Genomic DNA, 26,160 nt, shown 5'->3' on the forward strand with positions numbered 1-26,160 from the left:
TGACCATGGCGTCCAACCGTCCGGCGTACCAGATGCGCCGGTGCGGTCATGCGCCCCGGAGGTCGTCTGCCCTGAGCAGCGATCTCCCCGGATGGCGGCCCGACCGCCAGTGCCTGGAGCACGTCCGTCCCCCGGTTGTCCCCGACGCAATCCAGGGATGTCCTTCCCTCGTGTTTCTTCAAGCCACGAATGACGCCTGCCCTGCGGGGCCGGCGTTCGAGTTCTTCCTCCCCGCACTCACGCACTGACCTTGGTCAGCCGTGCCTCGCCGCTGCCGTCTGGTGCTGCACCTCATCCTGCGACGGCACAATTGGCAGCACAGCAGCAAGCACAAGGGGGTAAGCCACAAGACGATGGCGGAGCGGGCGCGCTTCTGCTTCTGGCTGTTCGACTTCCTGCGCGACCATCCCCGGCGCTTCAAGCTCGATCCGCGCTCCTTCAGCGGGCGCCACGTGGAAGCCGTCACCCGGCATTGGCAAGAAGAAGCCCGCGCCGGCCGGATGAGCCCGGCGACGATCCGGACCTACTTCAGCTTCATGAAGACCTTCGCGGGGTGGATTGGCAAGCCGCAGTTGCTCAAGCCCATCGCGAGCTACTTCGACGACCCGCGGCTCTACCGGCGATCGCTGGCGAGCGGCATCGATAAGTCCTGGCGGGCCCGGGGCGTGGAGGTGGAGGCGGTGATCCGCGAGGTCGAGGCCTACGACGTGCATGCCGCCGCATCGCTCAGGCTGATGCAGGCCTTCCACCTGCGCTTCAAGGAAAGCACGATGCTCCGGCCGCACGTCGATGTGCTCACCGCCGCGCAGGCCGGCCAGCCTGAGGACGGCGCGGCGTTCCACCTGGATACGCATCGCGGCACGAAGGGCGGGCGCGAACGGCTGATCCCCATCGACAACGCCCTGCGCGCGGCGGCCATCGACTACGCGCGCAGGGTCGCCGTGGGCGCTGACGACAGCGTCAGCGATCCGCGCCTGGACCTGAAGCAGGCGCTGCGCCGGCTGCGCTACGTGATGGAGCGCCACGGCATCACCCGCGCCGCGCTCGGCGTGACGCCGCACGGCCTGCGGCATCAGGGGGCGGCCGACGACTACGAGGCGATGACCGGGGAGCGGCCACCGGTGGCCGGCGGTACACCTGTCGATCGCGCCCTCGACCACCAGGCCCGGCAACACATCGCGGCACACCTGGGTCATGGGCGGGTGCAGATCACGAACGCCTATTGCGGTTCGCGCAGGCCCGCCGCGGCGCGCCCACCGGCGCAACCGATGCCGTCAGAGGATGGCCCGATAGGTCGAGAGCGCCTTGACAGTCTGGACCAGCCCCTGGCGTAGAAGCACGTCGAGGTAGTGGTCCACGTCGAGCGGCGGGTGCTTCAACTGCGCCCGCTGTTTCTGTGCTGCCGCGACAACCGCCGCCGGGTCGAGGTCGAACAGGTTGTCGATAAACAGGTCGGGGTGCTGCGTCTCGATGCCATAGGGCGCAAGAGCGGCTTGCGGGAAATCCTTCTCGTTGAAGGTCACGATGACGCTGGCGCTGCAGCGGATCGCTGCGGCAAGCACGTGACGGTCGCCGGGATCCAGCAGGGTCAACCCGGCGATGAGGTCTTCGTGGTCCGTGACCAAGCCATCCGGGATCGCCTGATCCATCAGGGCCGATGTGCGGTCGATCTGTTCGCGGCTCAGGTCAGGCCGCTTGGCCAGCAGGTTGCGCTTCCATTCTTCGTGGATCTGCGGACTCCACCGCGCCCGGAAGCGGCCTGACAGGCCTAGCCACATGAGGAAATCCCGCAATGGCGCCGGATATAGCACGCATGCGTCGTAGACGGCTGTGAACGGCGACTGCCTCATTCGTAGCCCATGCCCAACTCCTGGGCCTGCTTCGCTAGCGCCGCCATCGCGTCTTCGCTGGTCTGCTCACGCTGGGCCTTAAACCGCATCAGATCGGCAAAGCGGACACGGCGGTGCTTGCCGACCTTGTGGAAAGGCAATGCGCCTTCTTCGAGCAGCTTGACCAGGTGCGGCCGGGAGACATTGAGCATGTCGGCGGCCTCTTGCGTCGTGAGTTCGGCATGGACCGGCACTACCTTGACGGCATTGCCCTCGGCGAGTTCGGCCAGGATGTCCACCAGCAGGCGTAGCGCGGACGTGGGCAGTTCCACCCGGTGGGCCTGGTTCTTGTCATCGAAGATCTGGATCTGCTGCGTTTCGAGGCGTGTGGCCAGGAAGGCGGCCAAGGCACGCTGGCCTTCCACGGCAGCCTGAACCTCGCGCTCGACCGGCAGCGACACGTTGGACAGGGCGACGGTAGACATGTGGCTTTCCTGCGTTTGGTGAACGATGGTGACACCATATTCGAAACAAACGAAAATCGCAATAAACGACAATACGGGTTCCGGTGAGCAAGCCAGTCTCAGTTTTGCGCACGCCAGCGATGGCGGGCGCGAAAGCAGTGAATCCGGGGCTGGCCGGGGGCATCTTTCACCCCATGTCGCGCCGTCAAGGCGCCGGATTGATCTGGAAGCGGCTCCGGTACGCCCCGGGACTCATACCGATGCGCTGGCGAAAGAGCCGTGCGAACGAACTGGTGTCGTGGTAGCCCATCCTCGGCGCCCCGCTGCTGCGCACCCACCCGCCGAAATTCATCAACGTGGGCCCCACCTGGACCACCGTCCAGTTGGCGGACGCTGCCGCCATCCTGTCACTGACGCCCGACATGGCACGGCTGGCGGCCTTCGACCTGGGCACGCGGTCGACCGGCGTCGTCGTCTTCGGCGCCCATGCACAGGGCGCCGGCGCCGCAATGGAGGTCCGCGCCTTCGCACCGAGCCAGGGCGTCAACGAGGACCCCGTGTGCGGCAGCGGCAACGGCGCGGTGGCCGCATTCGTCCGGGAGGCCGGGCTGGTGGCGGCGTTCGGCGCCCACTACGTCAGTTCGCAGGGCGCGGTCGTCGGCCGCAGCGGCAAGCTGTCCATCGACATCGACGCCGGCGGCGCCATTCGGGTGGGCGGGCAGTCGGTTACCTGCATCGACGGCAGCATTGCGTGCTAGCGGGCATGAAGGCCCACCCGCACCCGGGCTAAAGCGGCAAGCACCGATCCTGAATGACCCGCTTCATCACCAGCGTGGACGTCAGGCGCTGGACATTGGGCAACGTAGACAGGTGTTCGTCATAGAGCCGCTGGAATGCCGGCAGGTCATGGGCGACGACGTGGAGCAGATAGTCGGGCTCGCCGAACAGGCGTTGGGCTTCGACGATCTGCGGGATGTCCGCCACGGCGGACTCGAACGCCGCCACCGCCCGGCGGTCGCCCTCGCGCAACGTCACGAAGACCATGGCGGAAAAATTCAAGCCCAGCGCGCCAGGGTTCAACTGCGCGCGGTAGCCCTGTATCACCCCGGCATCCTCCAGCGCGCGGACCCTGCGATGGCACGGGGAGAGGCTGAGGCCGACGCGCTCGGCGAGTTCGGTCACCGACAAACGGCCATCGGCTTGCAGCTCCGCAAGAATCTTTTTGTCGATCCTGTCCATGAGGAAGAACCTTCCAAATCATTACGCAATGGCAGGAATTACAGCAAATATTCCCAGCATGAACCAGATATTCTTCTTCTGAATGGCCGGTGGGCGGCAAGGGACGGCCACCGCAGTCTCGGGATCTCTGTCGGCGGTGCTGGAAACCATGACCTTCGGTGTTTTCGCGGCCTTCTGGGCCGTGTCGTTTCTGTTCGTGATCACCCCCGGGGTGGACTGGGCCTATGCGATTTCGGCCGGCGTGCGTGGCCGCATCGTCGTGCCGGCGGTGGCGGGTCTTCTGGCAGGCCATCTGCTGGCGACCGTCGTCGTGGCGGCCGGCGTCGGCGGTCTGGTGGCAGGCAATCCCGCAGCGCTTGCCGTGCTGACCGTCGCCGGCGCCGGCTATCTCCTGTGGCTGGGCATCGGCATGCTGCGCCACCCTTCGACGCCGCACACAGACCCGTCCTTCGCCGCCCGCGAACCGGCTTCATGGATGCACTGGTCGATCAAGGGCATTTGCGTGAGCGGGCTGAATCCGAAGGTTTTTCTGCTCTTCCTGGCGCTGCTGCCCCAATTCACGGACCCGGCGGCGGCCTGGCCCGTGCCCGTCCAGATCGTCGCCCTTGGTTTGGTCCACGCCTTCAGTTGCGGCGTGGTCTACCTGCTCGTCGGCTTCGGCGCACAGGCCGTCCTGCAGGCACGCCCCGCCGCCGCGGACATCGTCAGCCGGCTCTCGGGGGCGGCGATGATCGTCATCGCCGTGCTGCTCTTCGCGGAGCAGGCATCCGGCTGAAATCGACGCCCTTCACGAGGGCACCACATGGGGAAGCAGAGGAAAACGGGAGAACACCGATGACGGGATACCTGCAAACGGATGAAGGCGGCCAGCGCACCAGGGCCGTGACCGCGCTGTCGCTCCTGGGCATGCGGGAAGCCGGCGAGAGGATCTCCGTCCTCACCGCCTACGACGCCAGTTTCGCCGCGCTGATGGACCGCTGCGGCGTCGATGTGCTGTTGGTGGGGGACTCGCTCGGCAACGTGGTCCAGGGGCATGGCACCACCCTGCCGGTCACGCTCGACGACGTCGCCTACCACACGGCGTGCGTGGCACGCGGCAACAGGCATGCGTTTCTTGCCGCCGACATGCCGTTCGGCACCTACAGTACGCCGCAGGCCGCCTTCGACAATGCGGTGAAACTGATGCGGGCGGGCGCGCAGATGGTCAAGCTCGAAGGGCGCGCGTGGCTGGCCGACACCGTGCGTTTCCTCACCGAACGCGGTGTGCCGGTGTTCGCCCATCTCGGGCTGACGCCGCAGTACGTGCATCAGCTCGGCGGCTTCCGGGTGCAGGGCAAGACCGTGGAGAGCGCCGAGCGGCTCAAGGCCGACGCCCTGGCGCTGCAGGAGGCCGGAGCGTCCCTGATGCTGCTCGAAGCCATCCCCGCGGCCTTGGGCAAGGAGGTGACCGGGTTGCTGGCCATCCCGACCATCGGCATCGGCGCGGGGCCGGACTGTTCCGGCCAGGTGCTGGTGATGCACGACATGCTGGGCGTCTTCCCGGGCAGAAAGGCGCGTTTCGTGCGCGACTTCATGCAGGGACAAACGAGCGTCGAGGGCGCGATCCGTGCCTACATCCAGGCCGTCCGGGAAGGCAGCTTCCCGGGGCCGGAGCACGGCTTCTAGGACTCGGCGGCGGGTTTTCCCGCCGGCTGGATGCGGCTGGCGCCGACATGGACCTTCGCCGCGGCCCGCATCGCGGGGGATTCCAGGCGGGGATCGCCGAGCAGGCAGGCCCGCAGCATCGGCAGGGCGTCCAGCCCCCAGAACAGGCGCTCGCCGACGGTGATGGTCGGCACGCCGAACACGCCGTCGGCCGCCGCCCGGGCCGTGTCGTCCTTGAGGCGCGCCTTGACTTCGGGGGCGTCCAGGGCAAGCGCTCCCTCGGCCACATCCAGACGTTCGAGCAAGGATCGCCACGCCTCCGGGCCATCGGGATCGCAACCGGTGGTGTAGAGCTGCTCGAACACGGCCGACACCACGGCCGGTGTGCTGCCCAGCGCGATGATGAGACGCAGGTAGCGCAGCGGGTTGAACGGATGGACCGCCGGCATGACGAAGGGGAGGCCCTGCTCCTGGGCGGTCCAGGTGCACAGTTCGTAGGTGAAGCGCCGCTTGCGCTCGATCTCCGCCGGCCCCTTGTGGCCGAATGCGTTCAGCAGTCCGGCGAACAGCACCGGGCGCCGTTCGAGCGGCACGGGCAAGGAGTTCCGGCGCAGCGCGTGGTCCATGAGGCAGGCCCAGGGAGAAACGACGTCGAAGTAGAAAATGCCCTGGGGCGCGGGGTCGATGGTGCTCAATGGGGGCTCCTTGTCTGGAAGGCGGGCGAATTCAGGCCTGCGCCGCCTTCAGGGTTTCCGCCAGCAGGTCCAGCCGGTCGCCGCCCCAGAACAGTTCGTCCCGGTAGACGAAGGTCGGGGCGCCGAAGACGCCGAGGCTTTCCGCCCGTGCCTGCGCCGCGGCCAGATCCGTCCCGGCCTGGGTTTCCAGATAGGCGTGCCAGTCCTGCACGTCCAGGCCGGCCGACTGCAGGGCGGAGGCGATGTCCGCCTGCGACTCCAGGTCGAACTCCCGGCGCCAGAACGCCGCCAGCACGGGGTCGATGAACGCCCACAGGCGGTTGCGGACCTTGGCGAAGAGCATAGCCCGGCAACCCAGGGTGGGGTCCCAGAGCTTGGTCGTGGCGCGGATGGTCAGTCCTTGCTTGCGGGCGAGACGGCGGCAATCCATGTACAGGTACTTCACCTTGGCGATGTCCCGGCCCGAGCGTGCTTCCACCTCGCCTCCATAGGCGGAGCGAAAGTCCGTGATGAACGGCCACCAATCGAAGGCCACCCCGCTGCGTCCGGCCAACCGGCGGGCGGGGCCGAGAGCGAGGTAGGAGTACGGACTGCGCAGGTCGATGAAGGCGTCCACTACCGCGGGGGCGTGCTCATGCATGGCCGGTCATTCCACCTTGAAGAGATTCCGCCTGGCTTCGGGCGAAGCCGAAACGTCGACCCAGCGGTCGCGCAGAAGATCCAGCCCCCGTCCCACCGCGGGCCGGCCGCGCACGCGGCCGTACCAGGCCTGCACGTTGGCGAAGTCGTCGAGGGCCACGCCGGTGAGCTTGTGGATGCGGACCCACGGAAAGCAGGCCATGTCGGCGATGGAGTAGTCGTCGCAGAGGTATTCCCGCCCTGCCAGGCGCAGGTCGAGCACCTTCAGCAGCCGCTTCGTCTCGTTCTGGTAGCGGTCGAGGGCGTAGGGCACCGGGTCCGGCGCATAGCGGAAGAAGTGCTGCGCCTGCCCCATCATCGGCCCCAGCCCGCCGACCTGCCAGAACAGCCATTGCATGACCTCGTTGCGCTGCCGCCATGCCGCAGGCAGAAAGCGGCCTTCCTTCTCCGCCAGGTAGAGCATGAGCGCGCCGCTCTCGAAAACCGTGACGGGCTCGCCGCCATCCATGGGCTCATCGTCGATGATCGCGGGAATCTTCGCGTTGGGGTTGATGGCCCGGTAACCGGGCTCGCGCTGCATGCCCCGGGTGATGTCGATGGGGATGAGCCTGTAGGGAATCCCCAGTTCCTCGACCAGGATCTGCGCCTTGTGCCCATTGGGCGCGGGCCAGCTGTACAGATAGATCACGGCCGCCTCCTGTTATTTTTCCACCTTGCCGTGCATCACCATGATGGTTTGCTGCATCAGTGCGCAGAGCGATTCCTTGCCATCCTTGACCGCGAAGACCTCGGCCTTGGTCACGATCAGCGTGCGGCCCGGACGCACGACCTGGCCGCGGGCGATCAGCTTTTCGCCATCGGCCGGCGCCACCAGATTCATCTTGTATTCCACGGTCAGCACCGAGGCGTCGGCCGGCACCAGGGTCATCGCCGCATAGCCGGCGGACGAATCGGCGATCATGCCGACCACGCCGCCATGCACGAAGCCGTGCTGCTGCTCCACGCCCTGCCAGTGGGGCAGGTGAATTTCCGTCAGGCCCTGTTCCACCACGGGCAAGGTGGCCTGGATGAGATGCATCGCGCTCTGGCGATCGAAGCTCGCGCGGATGCGCTGCGCGAAATGAGGGTCGGGCGTGCGAGCCATGCTGCGGGTCTCCGGTGGAATCGGTGAACGCATTAGAATTCATGCATGACGTCGGTACAATTGAGTTTTTCGACACTTCGCATGAGTCTGGAGAATGTCAATTTCGCTTGCCAGAGTACCGTCGCCCGACCTTCTGCGCAGTTTCGTCGCGGTCGGGCGGCGCATGAGCATCACCCTTGCCGCCCAGGACCTGTTCCTGACCCAGTCGGCGGTCAGCCGGCAGATTCACGGGCTGGAGACCGCCCTGGGGATGAAGCTGTTCGAGCGCACGCACCGTGCCATCCGCTTCACGCCCGAGGGGGAACGGCTGTTTCTGGCCGCCGACACTGCGATGCAGCAGTTGCAGGACACGATCGGTGCTCTCCAGGCCAGTCTGGCCGCCCATCAACCGGTTACGGTGACGGCGAGCATTGCCTTCGTGGGGCTCTGGCTATTGCCGCGCCTGCCGGATTTCCAGCACCGGCATCCGAAGGTGGAGGTGCGCCTGTCGGCCAACAACAACATCGTCGACCTGCGCCAGGAGGGGCTGGACATCGCAATACGCTACTGCGCCCAGGAGCAGATGCCCGCCGGCGCCCGCCGGCTTTTCGGCGAGACGGTGTTCCCGGTGGCGCATCCGAGCCTCGGGATCGCGAAGCTGGACGATCCGGACATCATCGCCCGCTCGATTCTGCTCGAATTCGAAGGCGATCCCTCTCCATGCTGGCGGTGGGAAGCCTGGCTCGACATGCAGGGCTGGCCCGGGATCAAACCGAAAGGGGTGATCCGCTTCAACCTGTTCGACCAGATGATCCACGCCACCATCGCGGGCCAAGGTATCGCGCTCGGACGCAGCCAGTTCATCCGCCCGATGCTGGACGACGGGAGACTGGCGGCATTGGCCACGCCGCAGCCCGGCCCGAGGTCGAACAAGGTCTACTGCCTGCTCCAGCGCGACGCCAAGCCTTCGAGGGATGTGCAGGCATTGATCGACTGGATCATCGCCGAAGCCGGGCGGACCGATGCGGTCGAGGCAGCGGAGTAGCCGCCGCCGGCAGCAACGTCTGGTTCTGGTCCGGGCCAAGCACAAGCAGTCACGGCCTGGGTCCGAGCAGGGGCGTGGACGGTTTTCCGCTGGTCAATTCGGGGCGAACGCTTGCACGCCCGCGATCTTCGCCGCCTTCTTGAGGTCCGCGTCCAGCGTTGCGAGCGGCAAGCCGGTTCGCAGGGCCAGTTCCAGATACGCCGCGTCGTAGGCCGACAGCTTGTAGCGCCGGGCCAGGTGCAGGGTATCACCCAGGGCGTGCGCCGCCGTGGCTGTATCCGTCACGATGTTCAGCCGTCCCAGGAGGACGACGAACGCCTGGGAACGGGCCTCGGTGAGCAGCCCCCTGGCCTCGCCCCTGGCGATGACATTGCCAGCCTCCAGCGCCCACAGTGACGGGACCAGCGCCTGCCGTTCCCGCAGAGTATCCAGCACGGCCTCGGCGTAAGCCACATCGGCAGGCTTGCCATCGGCCAGCAGCCAGCACATCGCCACCGAGTTGTCGAGCACGAAGCTCAGGGGACTACCCTCCGGTCGCCGGCGCGACCACCTCCCCGCGGGAGGAGAGCGCCGCCTTCGGGCGGCCGGGCGACGGCGCTCACGCCCGCCCCTCGTCGATCAGCGCCTTGAGATCGACCCCTTTGACGGGCGGCGCCGCGCGCATGAACTGGCGCATCGCCTCGACGGCCGCCACGACATCCGCTTGCTTGCCGCCTTCGGCCGGTACCAGATCGGCAACCGGCTCGCCGCGCAGGGTGATCGTGTAGCGCTTGCCCGCACGCACGCCGCGGAGCAACTCCGGCAGCTTGGTCTTGGCCTCATACGAGCCGATTTCAGGGTTCATGGCGTTCTCCAGTTCGGTATAGACCAGTTTATAGACCAGTCCGAAACACATCAAGGACGGCGTTCCACCCGTATCGCACCAGCCTCCGGCCGTTCGCCAACGGCGAACCCGGCGGTGCAACGGCCACGGCAGCCGGCGTGCGGGGGGAACAGGTACTCGCTGCAACCAGCGCCGCACCCGGTGTAACACCCCACGGCCTGCGGCTGCGGGCCACACAAGCCTAGCGCCACCCGGGGCGCGATCGAGACCCATCGGTATTGACAACCAGTTTCCATATATAGGAAACTGGTTGTCAATATCAGGCGCTACTCGATATCTCCCCGTGCCCCCAATGCTCTCCCGCACCCTGCGGCGGCAGGTTCGACCCGGCAAGGTGCGCGAAACCGGATCAAGGAGCCCACTGCCATGAAGAAGATCATCCACCTCGTCGCCGGAGGGCTTGCGATGCTGTGCATCGCCACGTTCTGGCTGGCTACCGCACTCAGCGAATCATTCGGCACCGATGAAACCATCACGGCGGTCAAGACGGCGATTCCGTGGGGGCTGCTGGTGCTGATTCCGGCCCTGATGGCTGCTGGTGGCAGCGGATTCGCGCTGGCGCAGGGGCGCCGCGGCGGGCTGCTTGGCACCAAGATCAAGCGCATGCCGTGGATCGCGGCCAATGGCGTCCTGATCCTCATTCCCGCCGCCCTGTTCCTGGCCTCCAAGGCCCGGGCGGGCGAGTTCGACGGTGTCTTCTATGCCGTGCAGGCGCTCGAACTCGCTGCGGGCGCGGCAAACATCGCCCTGCTGGGGCTCAACATGGGTGGCGGGCTCAGGATGACGGGCAGGCTGCGCCGCCCCGCGCGGTGACGAAGGCCGGCGAGACGCCGTCGTTTTTCTCAAGGGCTGACCGCCACTCCCCCGGCATGCACCGGCCTGCGCGCCTCGGTGCAAGGCCGCCCGCTCCCGCCATCCCCTTGCCACACGGCCACCCGGCCCTCTGCCCATGCTGTAAACTGGTTGTCAATCACAGCGGTACGGAGAGGTCATGGATCAGGCCAAGGCCGACAAACTGACGGCTGTCACGCTGGCCGTTTTCCGTCTGAACGGCCAACTCATCGAATGGGGCGACCGCTTCTGCGCGCCGCACGGACTGACCAGCGCACGCTGGCAGGTGCTGGGCGCCATCTCGATGGCCCCTCGGAGCCCTACTGTCCCCCAGATCGCCGCCGCGATGGGCTTGACGCGGCAGGGCGTGCAGAAACAGGTCAATCTGCTGGTCGAGGAGGGGCTGGTCGCACCCTGCCCCAATCCCGCGCACAAGCGTTCCCCACTGTATGTCCTCACCCCGCAGGGACAGGCGGCCTATCAGGCGGTACTGCAGAGCTGGCAGCGGCACGTGCATGACATCTCCGCAGCGTTCGGCGCCGCGGATCTGGATGCGGCAGGCCGTGTGCTGGCGGCGATGTCGAGCATGCATGCCACGGATTGAAGTGAAACGCCGCTCACACTCGCTGTGTTTGCTGCCTCCGCGTGGGCATCGGTACGCTTGAGTCGGCTCGGTGCATACTGAATCGATATCTGTCATCTACGTAGAAAAACGGGTGAACTCTGTGACTCATACGCGCTGCCGGATTCGCTGTTCAATTATGTCCGCCGTGCCCCATCCTGTTCCCTGCCCGTCCGCCAAACTCTGACGTAAGCCAGCACCATGAAGTGCCTCGTCGTCATAGCCCACCCAATCACCGACAGCCTGTGCTACACAATGGCCCAGTCTGTCATTGCCGCTTTGACGGCAAGCGGTCACGAGGTGATGGTCGAAGACCTCTATCTGTCTGCTTTTTCGCCTGCTCTCACGGCCAGCGAACGTCAAAGCTACTACAGCCCAACGTTCGACTCTGTCGCCGTTCAAGACCAAATCGACCGACTGCTTTCCGCCGAAGCTCTGGCTCTTGTCTTCCCCACTTGGTGGTTCAGCTTTCCGGCCATGCTGAAAGGGTGGTTCGATCGCGTCTGGGCTCCCGGCATCGCCTACGACCACGCCACCGACCTCGGCCCAATCAGGCCACGGCTCCATAAGCTCCGAAGAACGCTGGCCGTTACCTCTCTTGGTTCGCCGTGGTGGGTTGACCGCCTGGTGCTCCGGCAGCCGGTTAAACGCGTACTGAAAACGGCCCTGTTGGGTACTTGCGCCCCAAACTGCCGATTCGAGATGTTGTCGCTCTACAAGGCGGAATCTCTCACGCAATCTCAAGTTCAACCATTCTGTTCGCGTATCGAACGCACGATTTCCAAATGGTACTGATCGCTTTCCGTCTGCTGGTCAGCCCTTCGCTCCGGAGAGATGCTCCGCCGGAAAGTCGTCGCCAACCGACAGACAACTCGAACGGCCATATCGGCTTGAAAGCTTCCAACTGCGACTACCCGGTTGATGGCGGCTTGGAAACGAAGGGCTGGGTCCGATCAGGCCCGGGGCTCCGCTCTCATGCCGGATCGGCGCCATGGACGATTTCTGACTACGAAGACCGCACAAAGCGCCAACGGGAGGTGACCCCGTCAGTCACCCGAAATGATGGCCCGGGTGATCTTGTCGAACAGTTCAGGGCGTTCTTCGGCAATGAGATCGAGCCAGTCGCGCACGGCCTCCGCAAACGCGTCCGCCGTGCGCACGTGGCTCACGCCGATGCCGAGCGCGCGGAACTCGTCGACCTCGTGCCGGGCGAAGCGCAGCCTTCCTTGAGTAGTTCGGAGCATGATGGTTCTCCTCGGGGTTCAGGGTGCGCGATCGATTCGAGCAGACTGGCCCAACGCGCCAGGGCGTCCTTGCGTTCCTCCAAGTAGTCGTACTGGTTGTACACGCCCTCTACATCGCGCAGTTTGTGGTTCAGCGCCCGCTCGGCGACGAAGCGGTCCACGCCAAGCGCCGCCATGTGGGTGCGCGCAGTGCGCCGCATGTCGTGCACGGTGAAGTGCGCCATGCCGTCCAGAGGCAGGCGGCGCAGTGCGACGTTCAGCGTATCCGGGCTGATGTGGCCGAAGCGGTTTCGCCTCGCCACGCCGCCCTTCATGTGGATCCGCCGACGGGCGGGGAACAGGTACTCGCTGTTGCACGCGAACACCTTCACCTCCTCCAGCCACCTCAGCACCTGGGGCACCAGCGGGATGTCGATGGGCTGGCTCGTCTTGGTGCGGGAAGGATGCAGTGACCACACCCCGCGCGCCAGGTCGAACTCCGCCCACCTGGCCGACAGCAGTTCCATCTTGCGCACGTACAGCGCGAGCAACAGCCACACCGCCAGCTCGTTTTCCCGGCCGAAGTTCGGGGTGTCGCGCATGGCCTTGGCCAGTGCCGCGAGTTCGTCACGGTTCAGCCAGCGCTGCCGGGCAGGCTCGGTGCCGCCCGCGTCGGAGATCTCGAAGCCGGCGGCGGGATTGGCCTCGATCCACCGGCGCTTCACAGCAAAGTGGAACATGCGGAAGAGGTAGCGCAGCGCGTCGTTGGCCACCGTAGGCGCGCCGGCATCGAGGATGCGGGTGAGCACCCTGTCGATGTGCAGCGGCCGCACCTCCGTCACAGCCAGTTTGCCGATCACCGGATTGATGTGCCGGCGGATGATGCGCAGCACGACCTCGGGATGCTTGTAGGTCTTGGCGATGTGGCGGTCGTACCAGGCTTGCGCCAAGTCCGCCACGTCGGTCCGCTCCCGGGCCTTGAGCCGTTCGGCGCGCTTCTCGGCGGCGACATCCACCCCCTGCTGGATGCGCGCCCGGTCCTGGCGAGCCAGTTCGCGGGCGTCCTTGAGCGACAGGTCGGGATAGCGGCCGAGCACCTTCTCCCGGCTCATCCCGCCGAAGCGGTAGCGCAGGATCCAGGATGCATACCCCTTCGGAGCGCCGACGGAAGTGGCAACAAAAGTCAGTCCGCCACCGATGCCGCGGTCCGCCGGACCCTTGCCCAGCCAGGCACGCAGCGTCTTGTCGGTGATGTGTTCAATCTCAGTCATGGCGCGGTCTCCACAGCGATTCACGAAGAAACTGTGGGGTAAAAATTCGGGCCGGAGCCCGCAAATCGCGGGGCATAAGATTTCCCCCACAATTTACCCCACAGAAATCGTGCGCTACGCTGAGACCGCCTGCTACGTCATGACCCGAAAAACCACCCTAATCAACTGATTTTCAAGGGGTCTTTGGGATGGAGTGAACCACCCTGAAACCTCACTCTATGTTTTGCACCTGCTCCCGCATCTGCTCGATCAGCACCTTCATCTCCATCGCGATGCCGGTGATGTCCGTCGCAGGCGATTTCGACGCCAGCGTGTTCGCCTCCCGATTCAGCTCCTGCATCAGGAAATCCAGCCGCTTGCCCGCAGCACCGGGGGACTTAAGAATGCGTTCGACTTCGTCCAGGTGGGTGCTCAAGCGGGTCAGTTCCTCGGCGACGTCGATGCGCTGGGCGTAGAGGGCGACTTCCTGGCGGATGCGGTCTTCGTCCAGGCTGGCGACGGCGTCGCGCAGCTTGGCGGTGAGGCGGTCCTGGTATTCGGCGACGATGGCGGGCATGCGCGGCGAGGCGGTGGCGACCAGTTCGCGCATGCGGGCGACGCGCTCGCGGATGGCGTCGGCCAGCTTTTCGCCTTCGCGCTGGCGGGTGGCGACGAGTTCGTCCAATGCAGCGTCGGCCAGCGCGCGGATGTGCGGCAGCAGTTCGTCGAAGCCGAGGCTGTCGTCGGCGAGCATGCCGGGCCAGCGCAGCAGTTCATTCACCGACAGCGGCGCGGCGTCCGGGAAGCGGGCGCGCAGCGTGGCCTGGGCTTCGGCGAGCTGGTCGGCGAGCGTGCCGTTCAGCGCCAGGCTGCGCGGCGCGGCGTGGCCAGCCTGGAGGTTCAGGCGGCATTCGACCTTGCCGCGCCCGAGCCGGGCACTGATGCGCTCGCGGATGGCCGGTTCGGCCTGGCGCAGGTCGTCGACGATGCGGAAGCCGAGGTCGAGATAGCGTGAATTCACGCTGCGCAGTTCGAGGTGCAGGCTGACGCTGCCCAGGTCACGGGTCTGGACCGCGAAGCCGGTCATGCTTTGGATCATCGGGGGTCTCCGGGAACCCGGCGCGATGGATTACACTGCGGGTCCCACTCAGGAAAGAGGCTGGGAAAGTCCGGATTCTAGCGCCCACGAAGATGCCGCCTCAAGCCAACTGCGCGCTGCCCGCAGGCTTCCTGCTCGATCAGTACCGCATCGACCGCCAGTTGTCGCTGGGCGGGTTCTCGATCGTGTATCTGGCGCACGACGAAATCGGCACGCCGGTGGCGATCAAGGAATACCTGCCCAACTCGCTCGCGCTGCGCAAGGACGGCGAGATCGAGCCGCAGGTGTCGGACGAGCATCTGCCCGCCTTCCGCTACGGCATGAAGTGCTTTTTCGAGGAAGGGCGCTCGCTGGCCAAGCTGATGCACCCAAACGTGGTCCGCGTGCTCAACTTCTTTCGCGCCAACGGCACGGTATACATGGTGATGCAGTTCGAGCGCGGCCGCACGCTGCACGACATCATCCAGAAGCATCGCGGCGAACTGAAGGAGTCCTTCATCCGCACGGTGTTCGTGCGCATGCTCAACGGCCTGCGCGAGGTGCATGCGCACAAGCTGCTGCACCTGGACATCAAGCCTTCCAACATCTACCTGCGCGCCGACGGCACGCCGGTGCTGCTCGACTTCGGCGCCTCGCGCCAGACGCTGGCGAGCAAGCAGCCGGTGCTCAAGCCGATGTACACCCCCGGCTTCGCCGCCCCCGAACAGTACGACCGCCGCGACCAGCTCGGCCCCTGGAGCGACGTCTACAGCGTCGGCGCGGCGCTGCACGCCTGTATCGTCGGCAAGGCGCCGCCGCGCGCGGACGAACGCGTCAAGAACGACACGCTGCAGCCGCTCGTCAGGACGCACGCGGAGAAATACAGCGCGCAGTTGCTGGGGCTGGTGGATTGGTGCCTGCTGCTCGATCCGCTGGCCCGGCCGCAGAGCGTCTATGCGCTGCAGAAGGCCTTGGTGCAGAAAGCCACGGCAACGGCCGAAGCCACACCGCACACGCGCTGGTTCACCGATCTCGGCAGCCGGCTCAAGGCCTTCGTCGGCCGCAGTTGAAGGAGCGCAGCATGCGATTCACCATCTACCAGGAAAGCCGCACCGGCCGCCGCTCCGCCAACCAGGACCGCATCGCCTACTGCTATTCGCGCGATGCGCTGCTGATGCTCGTCGCCGACGGCATGGGCGGCCACCAGCACGGCGAACTGGCGGCCCACATCGCCGCGCAGTACATCACCCATGCCTTCCAGCGCGACGCCCACCCCGCGCTGCCCGACCCGCTGCATTTCCTGTCGCGCGCGCTGAGCGGCGCGCACCATGCCATCCTCGACGACAGCTTCGACCGCAACCTGGCCGAAGCGCCGCGCACCACGATCGTCGCCTGCGTGGTCCAGAACGGTACGGCCTGGTGGGCGCACGCGGGCGATTCCCGCCTCTACCTGCTGCGCCGCGGCCGCATCCTGCAGCAGACGCGCGACCATTCGCGCGTGCAGTTGCTGCTCGAACAAGGCATCATCGGCCCCGCCGAAGCCGCCGCCCATCCCGGGCGCAACCGCATCTACTCCTGCCTGGGCGGCACGCATGCGCCGCAGATCGACTATTCGGAGCCCTGCGCGCTGAAGGACGGCGACCTCATCGCGCTGTGCAGCGACGGCGTATGGGGACCGCTCGACGACGACGACATCGTGCTCGGCCTGGATGGCATCCCGCCCGCCGAGGCCGTCCCGCAGCTGCTCGACCGCGCGGAACTCCACGGCGGCGACAAGGCCGACAACCTGTCGCTGGTGGCGATGTGCTGGCACGACGACATCGGCGCGGCGCAGCCCGACGCCATTTCGACCCGGACCATGGCGCTCGACGATTTCGCCACCGAGATGGAGCTTTCCAGCCGCGGCAGCGGCCGCCTCGTCGACCTCGACGAGGACGAGATCGAACGCGCGATCCGCGAGATCAACGCCGCCATCCACAAATTCGACAAACGATAGCCACAGGACATCCCCATGCGACCCAGCCAGCGCAAACCCGACGAACTCCGCAGCGTCCGCCTCACCCGCGGCTTCACCTGCCACGCCGAAGGCTCGGTGCTGGTCGAATTCGGCGCCACCCGCGTACTGTGCACCGCCAGCGTCGAAGACAGCGTGCCGGGCTTCCTGCGCGGCAAGGGCCAGGGCTGGCTGACCGCCGAATACGGCATGCTGCCGCGCGCCACCCACACCCGCGGCGCGCGCGAGGCGGCCAAGGGCAAGCAGAGCGGCCGCACGCAGGAGATCCAGCGCCTGATCGGCCGCAGCCTGCGCGCGGTGGTCGACCTCGCCGCGCTGGGCGAGCGCCAGATCATCATCGACTGCGACGTGCTGCAGGCCGACGGCGGCACCCGCACCGCCGCGATCACCGGTGCCTGCGTCGCGGTACACGATGCCCTCGCCGGCCTGGTCGCCGCCGGCAAGCTGGCGCGCAGCCCGATGCGCGAATTCGTCGCCGCGGTGTCGGTCGGCATGCACCAGGGCACGCCGGTGCTCGATCTGGACTACGCTGAAGATTCGGACTGCGACACCGACATGAACGTGGTCATGACCGAAGGCGGCGGCCTCATCGAAGTGCAGGGCACGGCCGAAGGCGCGGCCTTCTCGCGCGCCGAGCTGAACGCCCTGCTCGACCTCGCCGAAGGCGGCATCCACCGCCTGGTCGGACTGCAGCGCGCCGCCGTGAGCGACGCCGCAACCAATGGTGCCGACACGAGGAACCCGACATGAGCAAACGACTGGTACTGGCCAGCAACAACGCCAAGAAGGCGGCCGAAATGCAGGCTCTGCTCGCACCGCTGGGCATCGAGATCATCCCGCAGAGCGCGCTGGGCGTCGGCGAAGCCGAAGAACCCCACCTCACCTTCGTCGAGAACGCGCTCGCCAAGGCCCGCCACGCCGCCGCGGCCACCGGCCTGCCGGCGGTGGCCGACGATTCCGGCCTGTGCGTCGCGGCGTTGGCCGGCGCACCCGGCGTACAGTCGGCCCGCTTCGCCGGCGAGCCGAAGTCCGACGCGCGCAACAACGCCCTGCTGCTGGAAAAGCTGGCCGCCTTCCCCGACCCCGAGCAGCGCAGCGCCTATTTCTGCTCGGTGGTGGTACTGGTGCGCCACGCCGACGATCCGCAGCCGCTGATCGCCGACGGCGAATGGCACGGCCAGATCCTCAGCGCCGAGCGCGGCGCAGGCGGCTTCGGCTACGACCCGCTGTTCTGGCTGCCCGAACTCGAACAGACCGCCGCCGAACTCGACGCCGCGTTGAAGAACACCCTCAGCCACCGCGGCGCGGCCATGCGCCACCTGCTCGCCCGCCTCGAATCACACCCGCTATGAGCCGCCGGGCGGGTCAGGCGCGCAGTCCGGCGCCGCCCGCTTCGCCCGGCCCTGGACCCTGCCGTGACCCGTCGCATCATCCCGCTCACCCCCGCCCCGGCGGCGCGCACTGTGCCGCTGCCGCAGCGCCCGCAACTCGAAGCCCCGCCGCCGCTGGCGCTGTACGTGCATTTCCCCTGGTGCGTGCGCAAGTGCCCCTACTGCGATTTCAACTCGCACGCGCCGCGCGACGGCGGCATTCCGGAACAGGCCTGGCTCGACGCCGTGCTCGCCGACCTGCAGCACGCGCTGCCGCAGGTCTGGGGCCGGCGGGTGCACAGCATCTTCATCGGCGGCGGCACGCCCAGCCTGATGTCGGCGCACACGCTCGACACCCTGCTCACCAGCATCCGCATGCTGCTGCAACTCGACCCGCTGGCCGAGATCACCCTCGAAGCCAATCCCGGCACTGTCGAGGCCGGGCGCTTCCGCGATTACCGCGCCGCCGGCGTCAATCGCATCTCGCTCGGCATCCAGAGCTTCGACGGCGCCATGCTGGCGAAGATCGGCCGCATCCACGGCGGCGATGAGGCAAAACGCGCCATCGACGCCGCCACCACACATTTCGAGCGCGTGAATCTCGACCTGATGTACGCTCTGCCCGGCCAGGCTCTGGAGCAGGCGTTGGCCGACCTCGACACCGCGCTCGGCTTCGGCACCGAGCACCTGTCCTGTTACCACCTGACGCTGGAACCGAACACGCCCTTCGCCCACGACCCGCCGCCGCTGCCCGACGACGACAGCGCCGCCGACATGCAGGAAGCGATCGAGGCCCGCCTCGCCGCGGCCGGCTTCGCGCACTACGAAACCTCCGCCTTCGCCCGTCCGCACGCTCAGAGCCGGCACAACCTCAACTACTGGACTTTCGGCGACTACCTCGGCATCGGCCCCGGCGCCCACGGCAAGCTGTCCAGCCACGAAGGCATCCGCCGCGAGATGCGCCACAAGCACCCCGCGCGCTACCTCGAAGGCGCGGTGCGCGGCGATTTCGTCCAGGAAGCGCGCGAAGTCGCGGTGGCGGAACTGCCCTTCGAATTCATGATGAATGCGCTGCGCCTGACCGAGGGCGTGCCAGCCAAGCTGTTCGCCGCGCGCACCGGCATTCCGCTGGAAGCCATCGGCGAAAAGCTGCGCGCGGCGCAGGAACAGGGCTTGCTGGACACGAGTGGCGAACGCATCAGGCCCAGCGCGCGCGGGCAGCGCTTCTTGAACGACCTGTTGCAGGTGTTTCTGGAAAGCTGAAACCCCACCCGACCCCAGCTCGAGAGGCGGGCCGGAACGGGTGGGGTCGGGAAGGACACAATATCAGAGCAGCGACGGATTCAGCGTATACGTCCCCGTGATGCGCGCCTCCGCCAGCACGTGGCCGTCGATCGCCGCGCGCACGTCCTGGCCGCTGAAGCGGCCTTCGACCGGGCAGTTCGCCACGTCCAGCGCATACAGCGTGAATACGTAGTGGTGCATCAGCTCGTCGTTCCACGGCGGGCAGGGGCCGTCGTAGCCGTAGTAGTCGCCCTTCATCGACTCGTCACCGGCGAACCAGGCGGTGTAGTCGTTGACGCCCTGCCGGGCGCCGAGCGAAGTGTCGGGCCCCTGCTTGCCGCCGGGCGTCACCTCGTTGGAGAACTGGCCGGCATCGATGGAACGCAGATCGGGCGGTAGATCGACCAGCACCCAATGGAAGAAATCCACCCGCGGCAGATCCACCGGCACCGTGCGCCCTTCCTGGTTCACATCGTCGCCCCTGCTCGGCACGTCAGGGTCGTGGCAGGTCAGCACGAAGGACTGCGTGCCTTCGGGCACCTCGCACCATTCCAGCTGCGGATTGTGGTTGCCGCCCAGGCAGACGTAGCCCTCGTCGGCCGGAATGCAGAAGGCAAACTCGCCCGGAATGGGATTGTCGTCGGCAAAGCTCTGGCTGCTGAGTCTCATGCGGTCTCCTTGTTCATGCTCGGGATGGATGACACATGCGCGCGCCCCTCAGGGCGCCTCGCACAGGCAATGCAGGTACTGATGCTGCGGATCGTTCCATTGCAGCAGGGCCGCCGCGGGCGCCTGCGCTTCGGCCAGCAGGCGAAGCAGCGGCGACGGCGCGGCCTGCGGCAGTTCGATGCCGAACTGCCCGGCGAAACCCGCCAGCCGGCGCAGCAGGCGTTCCTGCAGCGACTGGCCCGCTTCCGGCCACACCACGTCGTAGTTCTCCAGGCCGGCGCGCGCCGCGGCGGCGGCAACTGCCGCCTCCAGGCCGCCGGTCTGATCCACCAGGCCCAGCTCGCTCGCCGCCGCGCCGAGCCACACCCGGCCGCGGGCGACGGTCTCGACTTCGCCCTGTTTCATGTCCCGTGCCTTGGCGACGACGTCGATGAAGCGGCGATAGCCGTGCTCGATGCCGAGTTGCATCGCCTCGGCCGCGGCCGGGCTGAGCGGCCGGCGCGGATCGAGCGCACCGGCCAGCGGCGCAGTGGCGACGCCGTCGATGTTGATGCCGAGGCGCTGCAAGGGTTCGGAGAACTCCGGGAACATCGCGAAGATGCCGATCGAGCCGGTCAGGGTCGCCGGCGCCGCCCAGATCTCGTCGGCACCGGCGGCGATCCAGTAGCCGCCGGATGCCGCCACCGAACTCATCGAGGCGATGACCGGCTTGCCGGCCTTGCGCGTCAGTTCGAGTTCGCGGCGGATGACTTCGGACGCCCAGGCGCTGCCGCCCGGGCTGTCGATGCGCAGCACCAGGGCCTTGACCTGGCCATCGTTGCGGACGGCGCGGATCAGTTCGGCAAAGGTGTCGCCGCCGACCACGCCGGCCGGCTCACGGCCATCGACGATCGCCCCCTGCGCCACCAGCACCGCCACCTGCTCGCCATGCTGCGGCTGCTTGCTCCGCGCCACGGCGAGGTAACGATCGACATCGACCATGCGCGGATCACCGTTGTGCGACTTCGTGCCGACACGCTCGATCAGGCGTGCGCGCCATTCGTCGCGCGTGCTGAAGCGGTCGACCAAGCCGGCGTTGCGTGCCGCCAGCGCGCCGTCGCCGCCGGCTGCCGCCAGCGCATCGCGGTAGTCGTTCACATGGGCGTCGATCGCTTCCGGCGCCAGCTTGCGCGCCGCGGCGACGTCGTCGCGCAGCATCGCCCACACGCCGTCGAGCAGGTCGCGCGAAGCGGCGCGATCCTCGTCCGACATGTCGTTGCGGGTGAAGGGCTCGGAGAAGGACTTGTACTCGCCGACCCGGAAGACGTGCATCTTCACGCCCAGCTTGTCGAGCGCATCCTTGAAATAGGCGCCGTAGCGCGACAGGCCGTGCAGCAGCACGAAGCCGTCGGGCGACAGGTGCACTTCGTCGGCGGCCGTCGCCAGGTAGTACTGCCCCTGGGTGAAGCGCTCGCCGCGCGCCAGCACCGGCTTGCCCGAGGCCTTGAAGTCGAGGATGGCCGCACGCAGTTCGCCCAGCTTGGAGAAGCCGCCGGCCAGCAACTGGTCGGTCTCGATCACCAGCGCGCTGATGCGCGCATCGTCCCTGGCCAGGCGGACCGCTTCGAGCAGGTCGGCGAGCACGTTCTGCCCGGCGGGCGTGCCGCCGGAGCCGAGGAGGTCGAGCGGCCCGTCGAACACCGCCTGTTCGACAATGGCGCCGCCCGGACGCAGCAGCAGCGCGGAGCCGGCCGGAATATCGGGTTCGGGGCGGAAGAAGAAAGCCACGATCATGCCGACGCCGAACACCAGCATGGCGTAGAACAGCCCGCGCACGACGAAGTCCAGCGTGCGCACGAACAGCCGCAGCGTGGCGAAGATGAAACGGAACAGGCCCCGGATCACAGGACGCCCCTCCTCAGTCGGTGCGGCGGCGGAACACCAGGTCCCAGACGCCGTGGCCCAGCTTCAGGCCGCGGTTCTCGAACTTGGTCAGCGGCCGGTAGTCGGGCCGCGGCGCGAAGCCGTCGGCAGTATTGTGCAGCAGGGGCTCGGCGGCAATCACCTCGAGCATCCAGTGCGCATAGTCTTCCCAGTCGGTGGCGCAGTGCAGGTAGCCGCCCGGCGCCAGCTTGCGCGCGATCAGCGCGACGAAATCCGGCTGGATGATGCGGCGCTTGAAGTGGCGCTTCTTGCGCCAGGGGTCGGGAAAGAACACATGCACGCCGGCCAGCGCGCCGTCGGCGATCATGTCGCGCATCACCTCGACGGCGTCGTGTTGCATGATGCGCAAGTTGCTCAGCTTGCCTTCGGCGATCAGCTTGCACAGCGCGCCGACACCCGGCGTATGCACTTCGATGCCGAGGAAGTCATGATCGGGCATCGCCGCGGCGATCTTCGCCGTGGTCTCGCCCATGCCGAAGCCGATCTCGAGGATCTTCGGCGCCTGGCGGCCGAACGCGGCATCCAGGTCGAGCGGCGCCGCGCGGTAGTCGATGCCGACCCTCGGCAGCATCTCGTCCAGGTAGCGCTGCTGCGCCTCGGACATGCGGCCCTGGCGCAGCACGAAGCTGCGGATGCTGCGGCTGGAAAAGCGGTGCTCGGGACTGTCGCGGCCGATGATCTCGACACCGGCCACGGCTTGCTGCATGTCGTGCTGCACTTCACCTGCCTCGCTCATGAACCGATCAGCCCCTGGGTCGGCGAGCTGGGGTCGGCCGAATAGAACTTGCGCGGCATGCGGCCGGCCAGGAAGGCCTCGCGGCCAGCCTCGACCGCCTTCTTCATCGCGCTCGCCATCAGCACCGGCTGGCCGGCGCCGGCGATAGCGGTGTTCATCAGCACGCCGTCGCAGCCCAGCTCCATCGCGATGGCGGCGTCCGACGCCGTGCCGACGCCGGCATCGACCAGCACCGGCACCTTGGCGTTGTCGATGATCAGGCGCAGGTTCCACGGGTTCAGGATGCCCATGCCGGAGCCGATCAGCGAGGCGAGCGGCATCACCGCGGCGCAGCCGATGTCTTCCAGCATCCGGGCCTGGATGGGGTCGTCGGCACAGTAGACCATGACGTCGAAGCCGTCCTTGACCAGGATCTCGGCCGCCTTCAGCGTCTCCGGCATGTTGGGGAACAGGTTGCTCGGGTCGCCCAGCACTTCGAGCTTGCACAGATCATGCCGTCGAGCCTCGGTTGACAACAACTCGCGCGCCAGGCGCAGCGTGCGCACCGCGTCGTCGGCGGTGTAGCAGCCGGCGGTGTTGGGCAGGATGGTGAAGCGGTCCGGCGGCAGCACGTCGAGCAGGTTGGGCTCGTCCGGGTTCTGGCCGATGTTGCTGCGGCGGATGGCGACGGTGACGATCTCGGCGCCGCTGGCGTCGATGGCCGCGCGGGTTTCAGCGAAATCCTTGTACTTGCCGGTGCCGACCAGCAGGCGCGAGCCATAGGACTTGCCGGCAATGACCAGGGGGTCGTTCATGGTGTGAAAGCCTGTGTTGTTCTCGATGATGGGGTGGAGCTTGCGCCGATGCATGCGCTGCGCGAAGGCGGATTCAGCGGCCGGCCTCAGCCGCCGCCGACGGCAACGACGATCTCGACCCGGTCGCCCTCGGCGAGCTGCACTTCGGCATGGCGCGCCTTGGGCACGATGTCGCCGTTGCGCTCGACCGCCAGGCGCTTGCCGACGAGGCCGCGCGCTTCGAGCAGGCCGAGGACGGTGAAGCCGGGTGCCAGCACTTCGGGCTGGCCATTGACGATGACCTGGATCATGACGGTACCGATGGATGATGCGGAGGAAAATCTTATCATGCCGCGGGGTTTGACTTTTCCCGCGGCGGGCGCTAAGTTCGCCCGACCTAGCGCCGATTTGATCAACAGCTTGCGGGCGCTCAACAAATACGGCTAAAGCGAGGGCACCCAGTCCGCTGCTTCAGCCGGCTGGGTTTTTTGTTTTTCACGGCACGAACATGATCCAAGCTCAATCCGTCGGGGTCGTCGCACCGCAGCGGGCGGACTTCGCCGAGCCGCTCAAGCTGCGCAGCGGCGGGCAGCTCGACAACTACCATCTGGTCTACGAGACCTACGGCACGCTCAATGCCGAGCGCAGCAACGCGGTGCTGGTCTGCCACGCGCTGTCGGGCTCGCACCACCTTGCCGGCCACTATGCGGACGATCCGCACAACGTCGGCTGGTGGGACAACCTGATCGGCCCCGGAAAGCCGCTGGACACGCGCAAGTTCTTCGTCATCGGGGTGAACAACCTCGGCGGCTGCTATGGCTCGTCCGGCCCCAACCAATTGAATCCGGCCACCGGCAGGCTGTGGGGCGCCGACTTCCCCTTCGTCACCGTCGAGGACTGGGTCGAATCGCAGGCGCGGCTGGCCGACCGGCTCGGCATAGCACGCTTCGCCGCGGTCGTCGGCGGCAGCCTGGGCGGCATGCAGGCGCTGTCGTGGTCGCTGCAGTTTCCCGAGCGCGTCGGCCACGTCGCGGTGATCGCCGCCGCGCCCAAGCTCACGGCGCAGAACATCGCCTTCAACGAAGTGGCGCGCCAGGCCATCCTGACCGACCCCGAGTTCCACGGCGGCCACTACTACGAGCACGGCGTAGTGCCGGCGCGCGGCCTCAAGCTGGCGCGCATGGTGGGCCACATCACCTACCTGTCCGACGATTCGATGGCGGAGAAATTCGGCCGCAGCCTGCGCCACGGCCGCAACACCTACAGCTACGACGTCGAGTTCGAGATCGAGTCCTACCTGCGCTACCAGGGCGACAAGTTCGCCGGCTACTTCGACGCCAACACCTACCTGCTGACGACCAAGGCGCTGGACTACTTCGACCCCGCCTTCGACTACGGCGGCAGCCTGCCGGCCGCGCTGGCGCGTGCCAACGCCGATTTCCTGGTGATCTCCTTCACCACCGACTGGCGCTTCTCGCCCGAGCGCTCGCGCGAGATCGTCTATGCGCTGCTGCACAACAAGCGCAACGTCAGCTACGCGGACATCGACTGCCCCGCCGGCCACGACTCATTCCTGCTCGACGAAACGCGCTACCACGCGCTGCTGTCGGCCTGGTTCGACCGCATCGAGGTATGACATGACCGCCTACCGTTACGACCATGAAGTGATCGCGCAATGGATCGAGCCCGGCGAAAAGGTGCTCGACCTCGGCTGCGGCGACGGCACGCTGCTCAGGCATCTGATGGAGGTGCGCCAGGTGCAGGGCTACGGCGTCGAGAACGATCCCGACAAGCTGCAGGCCAGCGTCAGGAACGGCATCAACGTGATCCAGATGGACCTGGAGAAAGGCCTCGTCGGCCTGGAGGACGGCTTCTTCGACCACGTCATCATGAGCCTGTCGCTGCAGGCCATGCACAACACCCAGGGCATCCTGCACGAGATGCTGCGCGTCGGCCGCGAAGCGGTGGTGAGCTTTCCGAACTTCGGCTACTGGCGCCACCGCCAGAGTATCCTCAACGGCCGCATGCCGGTGTCCGAGAGCCTGCCGCACCAGTGGTTCAACACCCCCAACGTGCGCTTCTTCACCATCGCCGACTTCGACGTGCTGTGCGAGATGAACGGCATCGCGGTACGCGAGCGGCTGGCTTTCGACGAAGGCAAGCTGGTGCTGGAAGAACCCAACTTCCTTGCCAGCGTGGCGGTATACCGCCTCGGCCGCGCCGGGTAGCCGGGTAGGATGGGTAGAGCCGACGGCGAAACCCATCAACCCCGGCCCCAGCCAAGCAGGATGGGGCCGGCCGCACAGGTAGCGCCGCAACCCATTGACCCCAACCCCGGAGCCCCCCTGAAACGGTGGATGTCACCTGCGGCTCCACCCACCCTACCCCGCTACGAGGTTCGGAAATCAGCCGACGGTAAACGCCGCCACGTCGACGCGGACAGCCGGGCGATCGAGCGCGGCCGCCGTCACCAGCGCGAACTTCTTCGCCCACTCGCTCGCCTGCTCGAAGCGGCTCTCGCCGCCATACTTTGCGACGTTGAGGATCATGTCCAGCACCAGCACCTTGCCCATCGGGTTGGACGGGGTGCATTCGAGTTCCTCGAATTCCTGCGCCAGCCAGCTGCGCGCCTGTTCCTTGGTCGTGCCCGCCACAGCGGATTCATGCAGCGCAAATTCGTACTCGCGGTTGCCGCCGAATACCACGGTCACTGTGTACGACATGAAGGACTCCCTCCTCGAAGCTGGAAATTCTGCAGCCGAACTCGGCTGAATGGCGGCATTGTTGAGGCATCCGCCCGCGGACGCAAGCAACGTATCGAATTGT

At 66.9% G+C, this 26,160-nt stretch carries 33 protein-coding genes; 15 read left to right on the top strand and 18 right to left on the bottom strand.

The features are described 5' to 3' along the window. Positions 1-281: 281 nt before the first annotated feature. Positions 282-1,334, top strand: a complete 1,053-nt coding sequence (locus tag ACNQFN_RS22110) for an integrase domain-containing protein (protein ID WP_418647573.1) — start codon at positions 282-284, stop codon at positions 1,332-1,334. On the opposite strand, the gene ACNQFN_RS22115 is transcribed toward ACNQFN_RS22110, so the two are convergent. Both ACNQFN_RS22115 and ACNQFN_RS22120 read right to left on the bottom strand, forming a co-directional pair. Further along, complete coding sequence (locus tag ACNQFN_RS22115) at positions 1,275-1,850, bottom strand: PIN domain-containing protein (protein ID WP_418647574.1); 576 nt, start codon at positions 1,848-1,850, stop codon at positions 1,275-1,277. The two genes, ACNQFN_RS22110 and ACNQFN_RS22115, sit on opposite strands and share 60 nt — an antisense overlap. Beyond that, complete coding sequence (locus ACNQFN_RS22120) at positions 1,847-2,314, bottom strand: helix-turn-helix domain-containing protein (protein WP_418647575.1); 468 nt, start codon at positions 2,312-2,314, stop codon at positions 1,847-1,849. Before ACNQFN_RS22120 ends, ACNQFN_RS22115 begins: the two co-directional genes overlap by 4 nt. Positions 2,315-2,619: 305 nt before the next feature. On the opposite strand from ACNQFN_RS22120, the gene ACNQFN_RS22125 reads away from it, so the two are divergent. Next, positions 2,620-3,051 carry a PhzF family phenazine biosynthesis protein gene (locus tag ACNQFN_RS22125; protein WP_418648948.1) on the top strand — a complete coding sequence of 144 codons (432 nt, stop codon included), beginning with the start codon at positions 2,620-2,622 and terminating at the stop codon, positions 3,049-3,051. Between the two features lie 28 nt (positions 3,052-3,079). On the opposite strand, the gene ACNQFN_RS22130 is transcribed toward ACNQFN_RS22125, so the two are convergent. Next, complete coding sequence (locus tag ACNQFN_RS22130) at positions 3,080-3,532, bottom strand: Lrp/AsnC family transcriptional regulator (RefSeq protein ID WP_418647576.1); 453 nt, start codon at positions 3,530-3,532, stop codon at positions 3,080-3,082. Between the two features lie 148 nt (positions 3,533-3,680). Here ACNQFN_RS22130 and ACNQFN_RS22135 point away from each other — a divergent pair, with 148 nt between their 5' ends. Next, positions 3,681-4,307: a LysE family translocator gene (locus ACNQFN_RS22135; RefSeq protein ID WP_418647577.1), complete on the top strand. Its 627-nt coding sequence runs from the start codon at positions 3,681-3,683 to the stop codon at positions 4,305-4,307. A 59-nt stretch (positions 4,308-4,366) separates the two neighbouring features. Next, on the top strand, positions 4,367-5,197 hold the full coding sequence (panB, locus tag ACNQFN_RS22140) for a 3-methyl-2-oxobutanoate hydroxymethyltransferase (protein ID WP_418647578.1): 831 nt from the start codon (positions 4,367-4,369) through the stop codon (positions 5,195-5,197). On the opposite strand, the gene ACNQFN_RS22145 is transcribed toward panB, so the two are convergent. Genes ACNQFN_RS22145 through ACNQFN_RS22160 form a run of 4 tightly spaced genes read right to left on the bottom strand, consistent with a single transcriptional unit; the run spans position 5,194 to position 7,654 of the window. Further along, complete coding sequence (locus ACNQFN_RS22145) at positions 5,194-5,871, bottom strand: 2-hydroxychromene-2-carboxylate isomerase (protein ID WP_418647579.1); 678 nt, start codon at positions 5,869-5,871, stop codon at positions 5,194-5,196. The two genes, panB and ACNQFN_RS22145, sit on opposite strands and share 4 nt — an antisense overlap. A 31-nt stretch (positions 5,872-5,902) precedes the next feature. Further along, positions 5,903-6,511, bottom strand: a complete 609-nt coding sequence (locus ACNQFN_RS22150; RefSeq protein ID WP_418647580.1) for a DsbA family protein — start codon at positions 6,509-6,511, stop codon at positions 5,903-5,905. A 6-nt stretch (positions 6,512-6,517) separates the two neighbouring features. Further along, positions 6,518-7,198, bottom strand: a complete 681-nt coding sequence (locus ACNQFN_RS22155; RefSeq protein WP_418647581.1) for a glutathione S-transferase N-terminal domain-containing protein — start codon at positions 7,196-7,198, stop codon at positions 6,518-6,520. Positions 7,199-7,210: 12 nt separating this feature from the next. After that, the gene (locus ACNQFN_RS22160) at positions 7,211-7,654 is read right to left on the bottom strand and encodes a PaaI family thioesterase (RefSeq protein ID WP_418647582.1); all 444 of its coding nucleotides are present in this window, start codon (positions 7,652-7,654) and stop codon (positions 7,211-7,213) included. Positions 7,655-7,748: 94 nt separating this feature from the next. Between ACNQFN_RS22160 and ACNQFN_RS22165 the strand changes: the two genes are divergently transcribed. Then, positions 7,749-8,678 (top strand): LysR substrate-binding domain-containing protein, encoded by a 930-nt coding sequence (locus ACNQFN_RS22165; protein ID WP_418647583.1) that lies wholly within the window; start codon positions 7,749-7,751, stop codon positions 8,676-8,678. A gap of 93 nt (positions 8,679-8,771) precedes the next feature. Here the strand turns inward: ACNQFN_RS22165 and ACNQFN_RS22170 are convergent, their stop codons facing one another. Together ACNQFN_RS22170 and ACNQFN_RS22175 are read right to left on the bottom strand one after the other, a co-directional pair. Next, positions 8,772-9,188 (bottom strand): type II toxin-antitoxin system VapC family toxin, encoded by a 417-nt coding sequence (locus ACNQFN_RS22170; RefSeq protein ID WP_418647584.1) that lies wholly within the window; start codon positions 9,186-9,188, stop codon positions 8,772-8,774. Between the two features lie 88 nt (positions 9,189-9,276). Continuing rightward, a complete protein-coding gene (locus tag ACNQFN_RS22175; RefSeq protein ID WP_418647585.1) occupies positions 9,277-9,573 on the bottom strand; it encodes a type II toxin-antitoxin system Phd/YefM family antitoxin in 297 nt (98 codons plus the stop codon). A 354-nt stretch (positions 9,574-9,927) separates the two neighbouring features. Here ACNQFN_RS22175 and ACNQFN_RS22180 point away from each other — a divergent pair, with 354 nt between their 5' ends. The 3 genes from ACNQFN_RS22180 (at position 9,928) to ACNQFN_RS22190 (ending at position 11,809) form a co-directional block, all read left to right on the top strand. Further along, entirely contained in the window at positions 9,928-10,374 is a 447-nt protein-coding gene (locus ACNQFN_RS22180) for a hypothetical protein (RefSeq protein WP_418647586.1), read from the top strand. A gap of 178 nt (positions 10,375-10,552) precedes the next feature. Beyond that, complete coding sequence (locus ACNQFN_RS22185) at positions 10,553-10,996, top strand: MarR family winged helix-turn-helix transcriptional regulator (protein ID WP_418647587.1); 444 nt, start codon at positions 10,553-10,555, stop codon at positions 10,994-10,996. Between the two features lie 219 nt (positions 10,997-11,215). Further along, complete coding sequence (locus ACNQFN_RS22190; RefSeq protein ID WP_418647588.1) at positions 11,216-11,809, top strand: NAD(P)H-dependent oxidoreductase; 594 nt, start codon at positions 11,216-11,218, stop codon at positions 11,807-11,809. A 251-nt stretch (positions 11,810-12,060) separates the two neighbouring features. On the opposite strand, the gene ACNQFN_RS22195 is transcribed toward ACNQFN_RS22190, so the two are convergent. The 3 genes from ACNQFN_RS22195 to ACNQFN_RS22205 form a co-directional block, all read right to left on the bottom strand. Continuing rightward, entirely contained in the window at positions 12,061-12,183 is a 123-nt protein-coding gene (locus ACNQFN_RS22195; protein WP_269769082.1) for a hypothetical protein, read from the bottom strand. Further along, positions 12,180-13,508 (bottom strand): tyrosine-type recombinase/integrase, encoded by a 1,329-nt coding sequence (locus ACNQFN_RS22200; protein ID WP_418647589.1) that lies wholly within the window; start codon positions 13,506-13,508, stop codon positions 12,180-12,182. Before ACNQFN_RS22200 ends, ACNQFN_RS22195 begins: the two co-directional genes overlap by 4 nt. A gap of 211 nt (positions 13,509-13,719) precedes the next feature. After that, on the bottom strand, positions 13,720-14,586 hold the full coding sequence (locus ACNQFN_RS22205) for a YicC/YloC family endoribonuclease (protein WP_068635716.1): 867 nt from the start codon (positions 14,584-14,586) through the stop codon (positions 13,720-13,722). A gap of 92 nt (positions 14,587-14,678) precedes the next feature. Between ACNQFN_RS22205 and ACNQFN_RS22210 the strand changes: the two genes are divergently transcribed. From ACNQFN_RS22210 to hemW, 5 genes are all read left to right on the top strand, one after another. Continuing rightward, the gene (locus ACNQFN_RS22210) at positions 14,679-15,635 is read left to right on the top strand and encodes a serine/threonine protein kinase (protein WP_068635715.1); all 957 of its coding nucleotides are present in this window, start codon (positions 14,679-14,681) and stop codon (positions 15,633-15,635) included. Between the two features lie 11 nt (positions 15,636-15,646). After that, positions 15,647-16,561 (top strand): PP2C family protein-serine/threonine phosphatase, encoded by a 915-nt coding sequence (locus tag ACNQFN_RS22215; protein WP_068635714.1) that lies wholly within the window; start codon positions 15,647-15,649, stop codon positions 16,559-16,561. Between the two features lie 15 nt (positions 16,562-16,576). Next, positions 16,577-17,329, top strand: a complete 753-nt coding sequence (gene rph, locus ACNQFN_RS22220) for a ribonuclease PH (RefSeq protein WP_418647590.1) — start codon at positions 16,577-16,579, stop codon at positions 17,327-17,329. Then, complete coding sequence (gene rdgB / locus ACNQFN_RS22225; RefSeq protein WP_418647591.1) at positions 17,326-17,931, top strand: RdgB/HAM1 family non-canonical purine NTP pyrophosphatase; 606 nt, start codon at positions 17,326-17,328, stop codon at positions 17,929-17,931. Before rph ends, rdgB begins: the two co-directional genes overlap by 4 nt. Positions 17,932-17,994: 63 nt before the next feature. Then, complete coding sequence (hemW, locus tag ACNQFN_RS22230) at positions 17,995-19,212, top strand: radical SAM family heme chaperone HemW (RefSeq protein ID WP_418647592.1); 1,218 nt, start codon at positions 17,995-17,997, stop codon at positions 19,210-19,212. Between the two features lie 63 nt (positions 19,213-19,275). Here hemW and ACNQFN_RS22235 read toward each other — a convergent pair whose 3' ends face one another. The 5 genes from ACNQFN_RS22235 to thiS form a co-directional block, all read right to left on the bottom strand. Next, on the bottom strand, positions 19,276-19,902 hold the full coding sequence (locus ACNQFN_RS22235) for a YbhB/YbcL family Raf kinase inhibitor-like protein (protein WP_068635710.1): 627 nt from the start codon (positions 19,900-19,902) through the stop codon (positions 19,276-19,278). A 48-nt stretch (positions 19,903-19,950) separates the two neighbouring features. Beyond that, positions 19,951-21,786 (bottom strand): signal peptide peptidase SppA, encoded by a 1,836-nt coding sequence (gene sppA / locus ACNQFN_RS22240; RefSeq protein ID WP_068635709.1) that lies wholly within the window; start codon positions 21,784-21,786, stop codon positions 19,951-19,953. A 13-nt stretch (positions 21,787-21,799) separates the two neighbouring features. Then, on the bottom strand, positions 21,800-22,531 hold the full coding sequence (gene trmB, locus ACNQFN_RS22245; RefSeq protein ID WP_418648949.1) for a tRNA (guanosine(46)-N7)-methyltransferase TrmB: 732 nt from the start codon (positions 22,529-22,531) through the stop codon (positions 21,800-21,802). Between the two features lie 26 nt (positions 22,532-22,557). Further along, positions 22,558-23,355, bottom strand: a complete 798-nt coding sequence (locus ACNQFN_RS22250) for a thiazole synthase (RefSeq protein WP_418647593.1) — start codon at positions 23,353-23,355, stop codon at positions 22,558-22,560. 86 nt (positions 23,356-23,441) lie between these two features. Next, entirely contained in the window at positions 23,442-23,645 is a 204-nt protein-coding gene (thiS, locus tag ACNQFN_RS22255) for a sulfur carrier protein ThiS (RefSeq protein ID WP_418647594.1), read from the bottom strand. A 197-nt stretch (positions 23,646-23,842) separates the two neighbouring features. Between thiS and metX the strand changes: the two genes are divergently transcribed. Next, positions 23,843-24,970, top strand: a complete 1,128-nt coding sequence (gene metX, locus ACNQFN_RS22260) for a homoserine O-succinyltransferase MetX (protein WP_418647595.1) — start codon at positions 23,843-23,845, stop codon at positions 24,968-24,970. Position 24,971: 1 nt separating this feature from the next. After that, on the top strand, positions 24,972-25,562 hold the full coding sequence (gene metW, locus ACNQFN_RS22265) for a methionine biosynthesis protein MetW (RefSeq protein ID WP_068635705.1): 591 nt from the start codon (positions 24,972-24,974) through the stop codon (positions 25,560-25,562). 177 nt (positions 25,563-25,739) lie between these two features. Here the strand turns inward: metW and ACNQFN_RS22270 are convergent, their stop codons facing one another. Then, positions 25,740-26,057: a hypothetical protein gene (locus ACNQFN_RS22270; protein ID WP_068635704.1), complete on the bottom strand. Its 318-nt coding sequence runs from the start codon at positions 26,055-26,057 to the stop codon at positions 25,740-25,742. Between the last annotated feature and the right edge of the window lie 103 nt (positions 26,058-26,160).

The organism is Thauera butanivorans (assembly GCF_048398245.1).
Classification (GTDB): domain Bacteria; phylum Pseudomonadota; class Gammaproteobacteria; order Burkholderiales; family Rhodocyclaceae; genus Thauera; species Thauera butanivorans.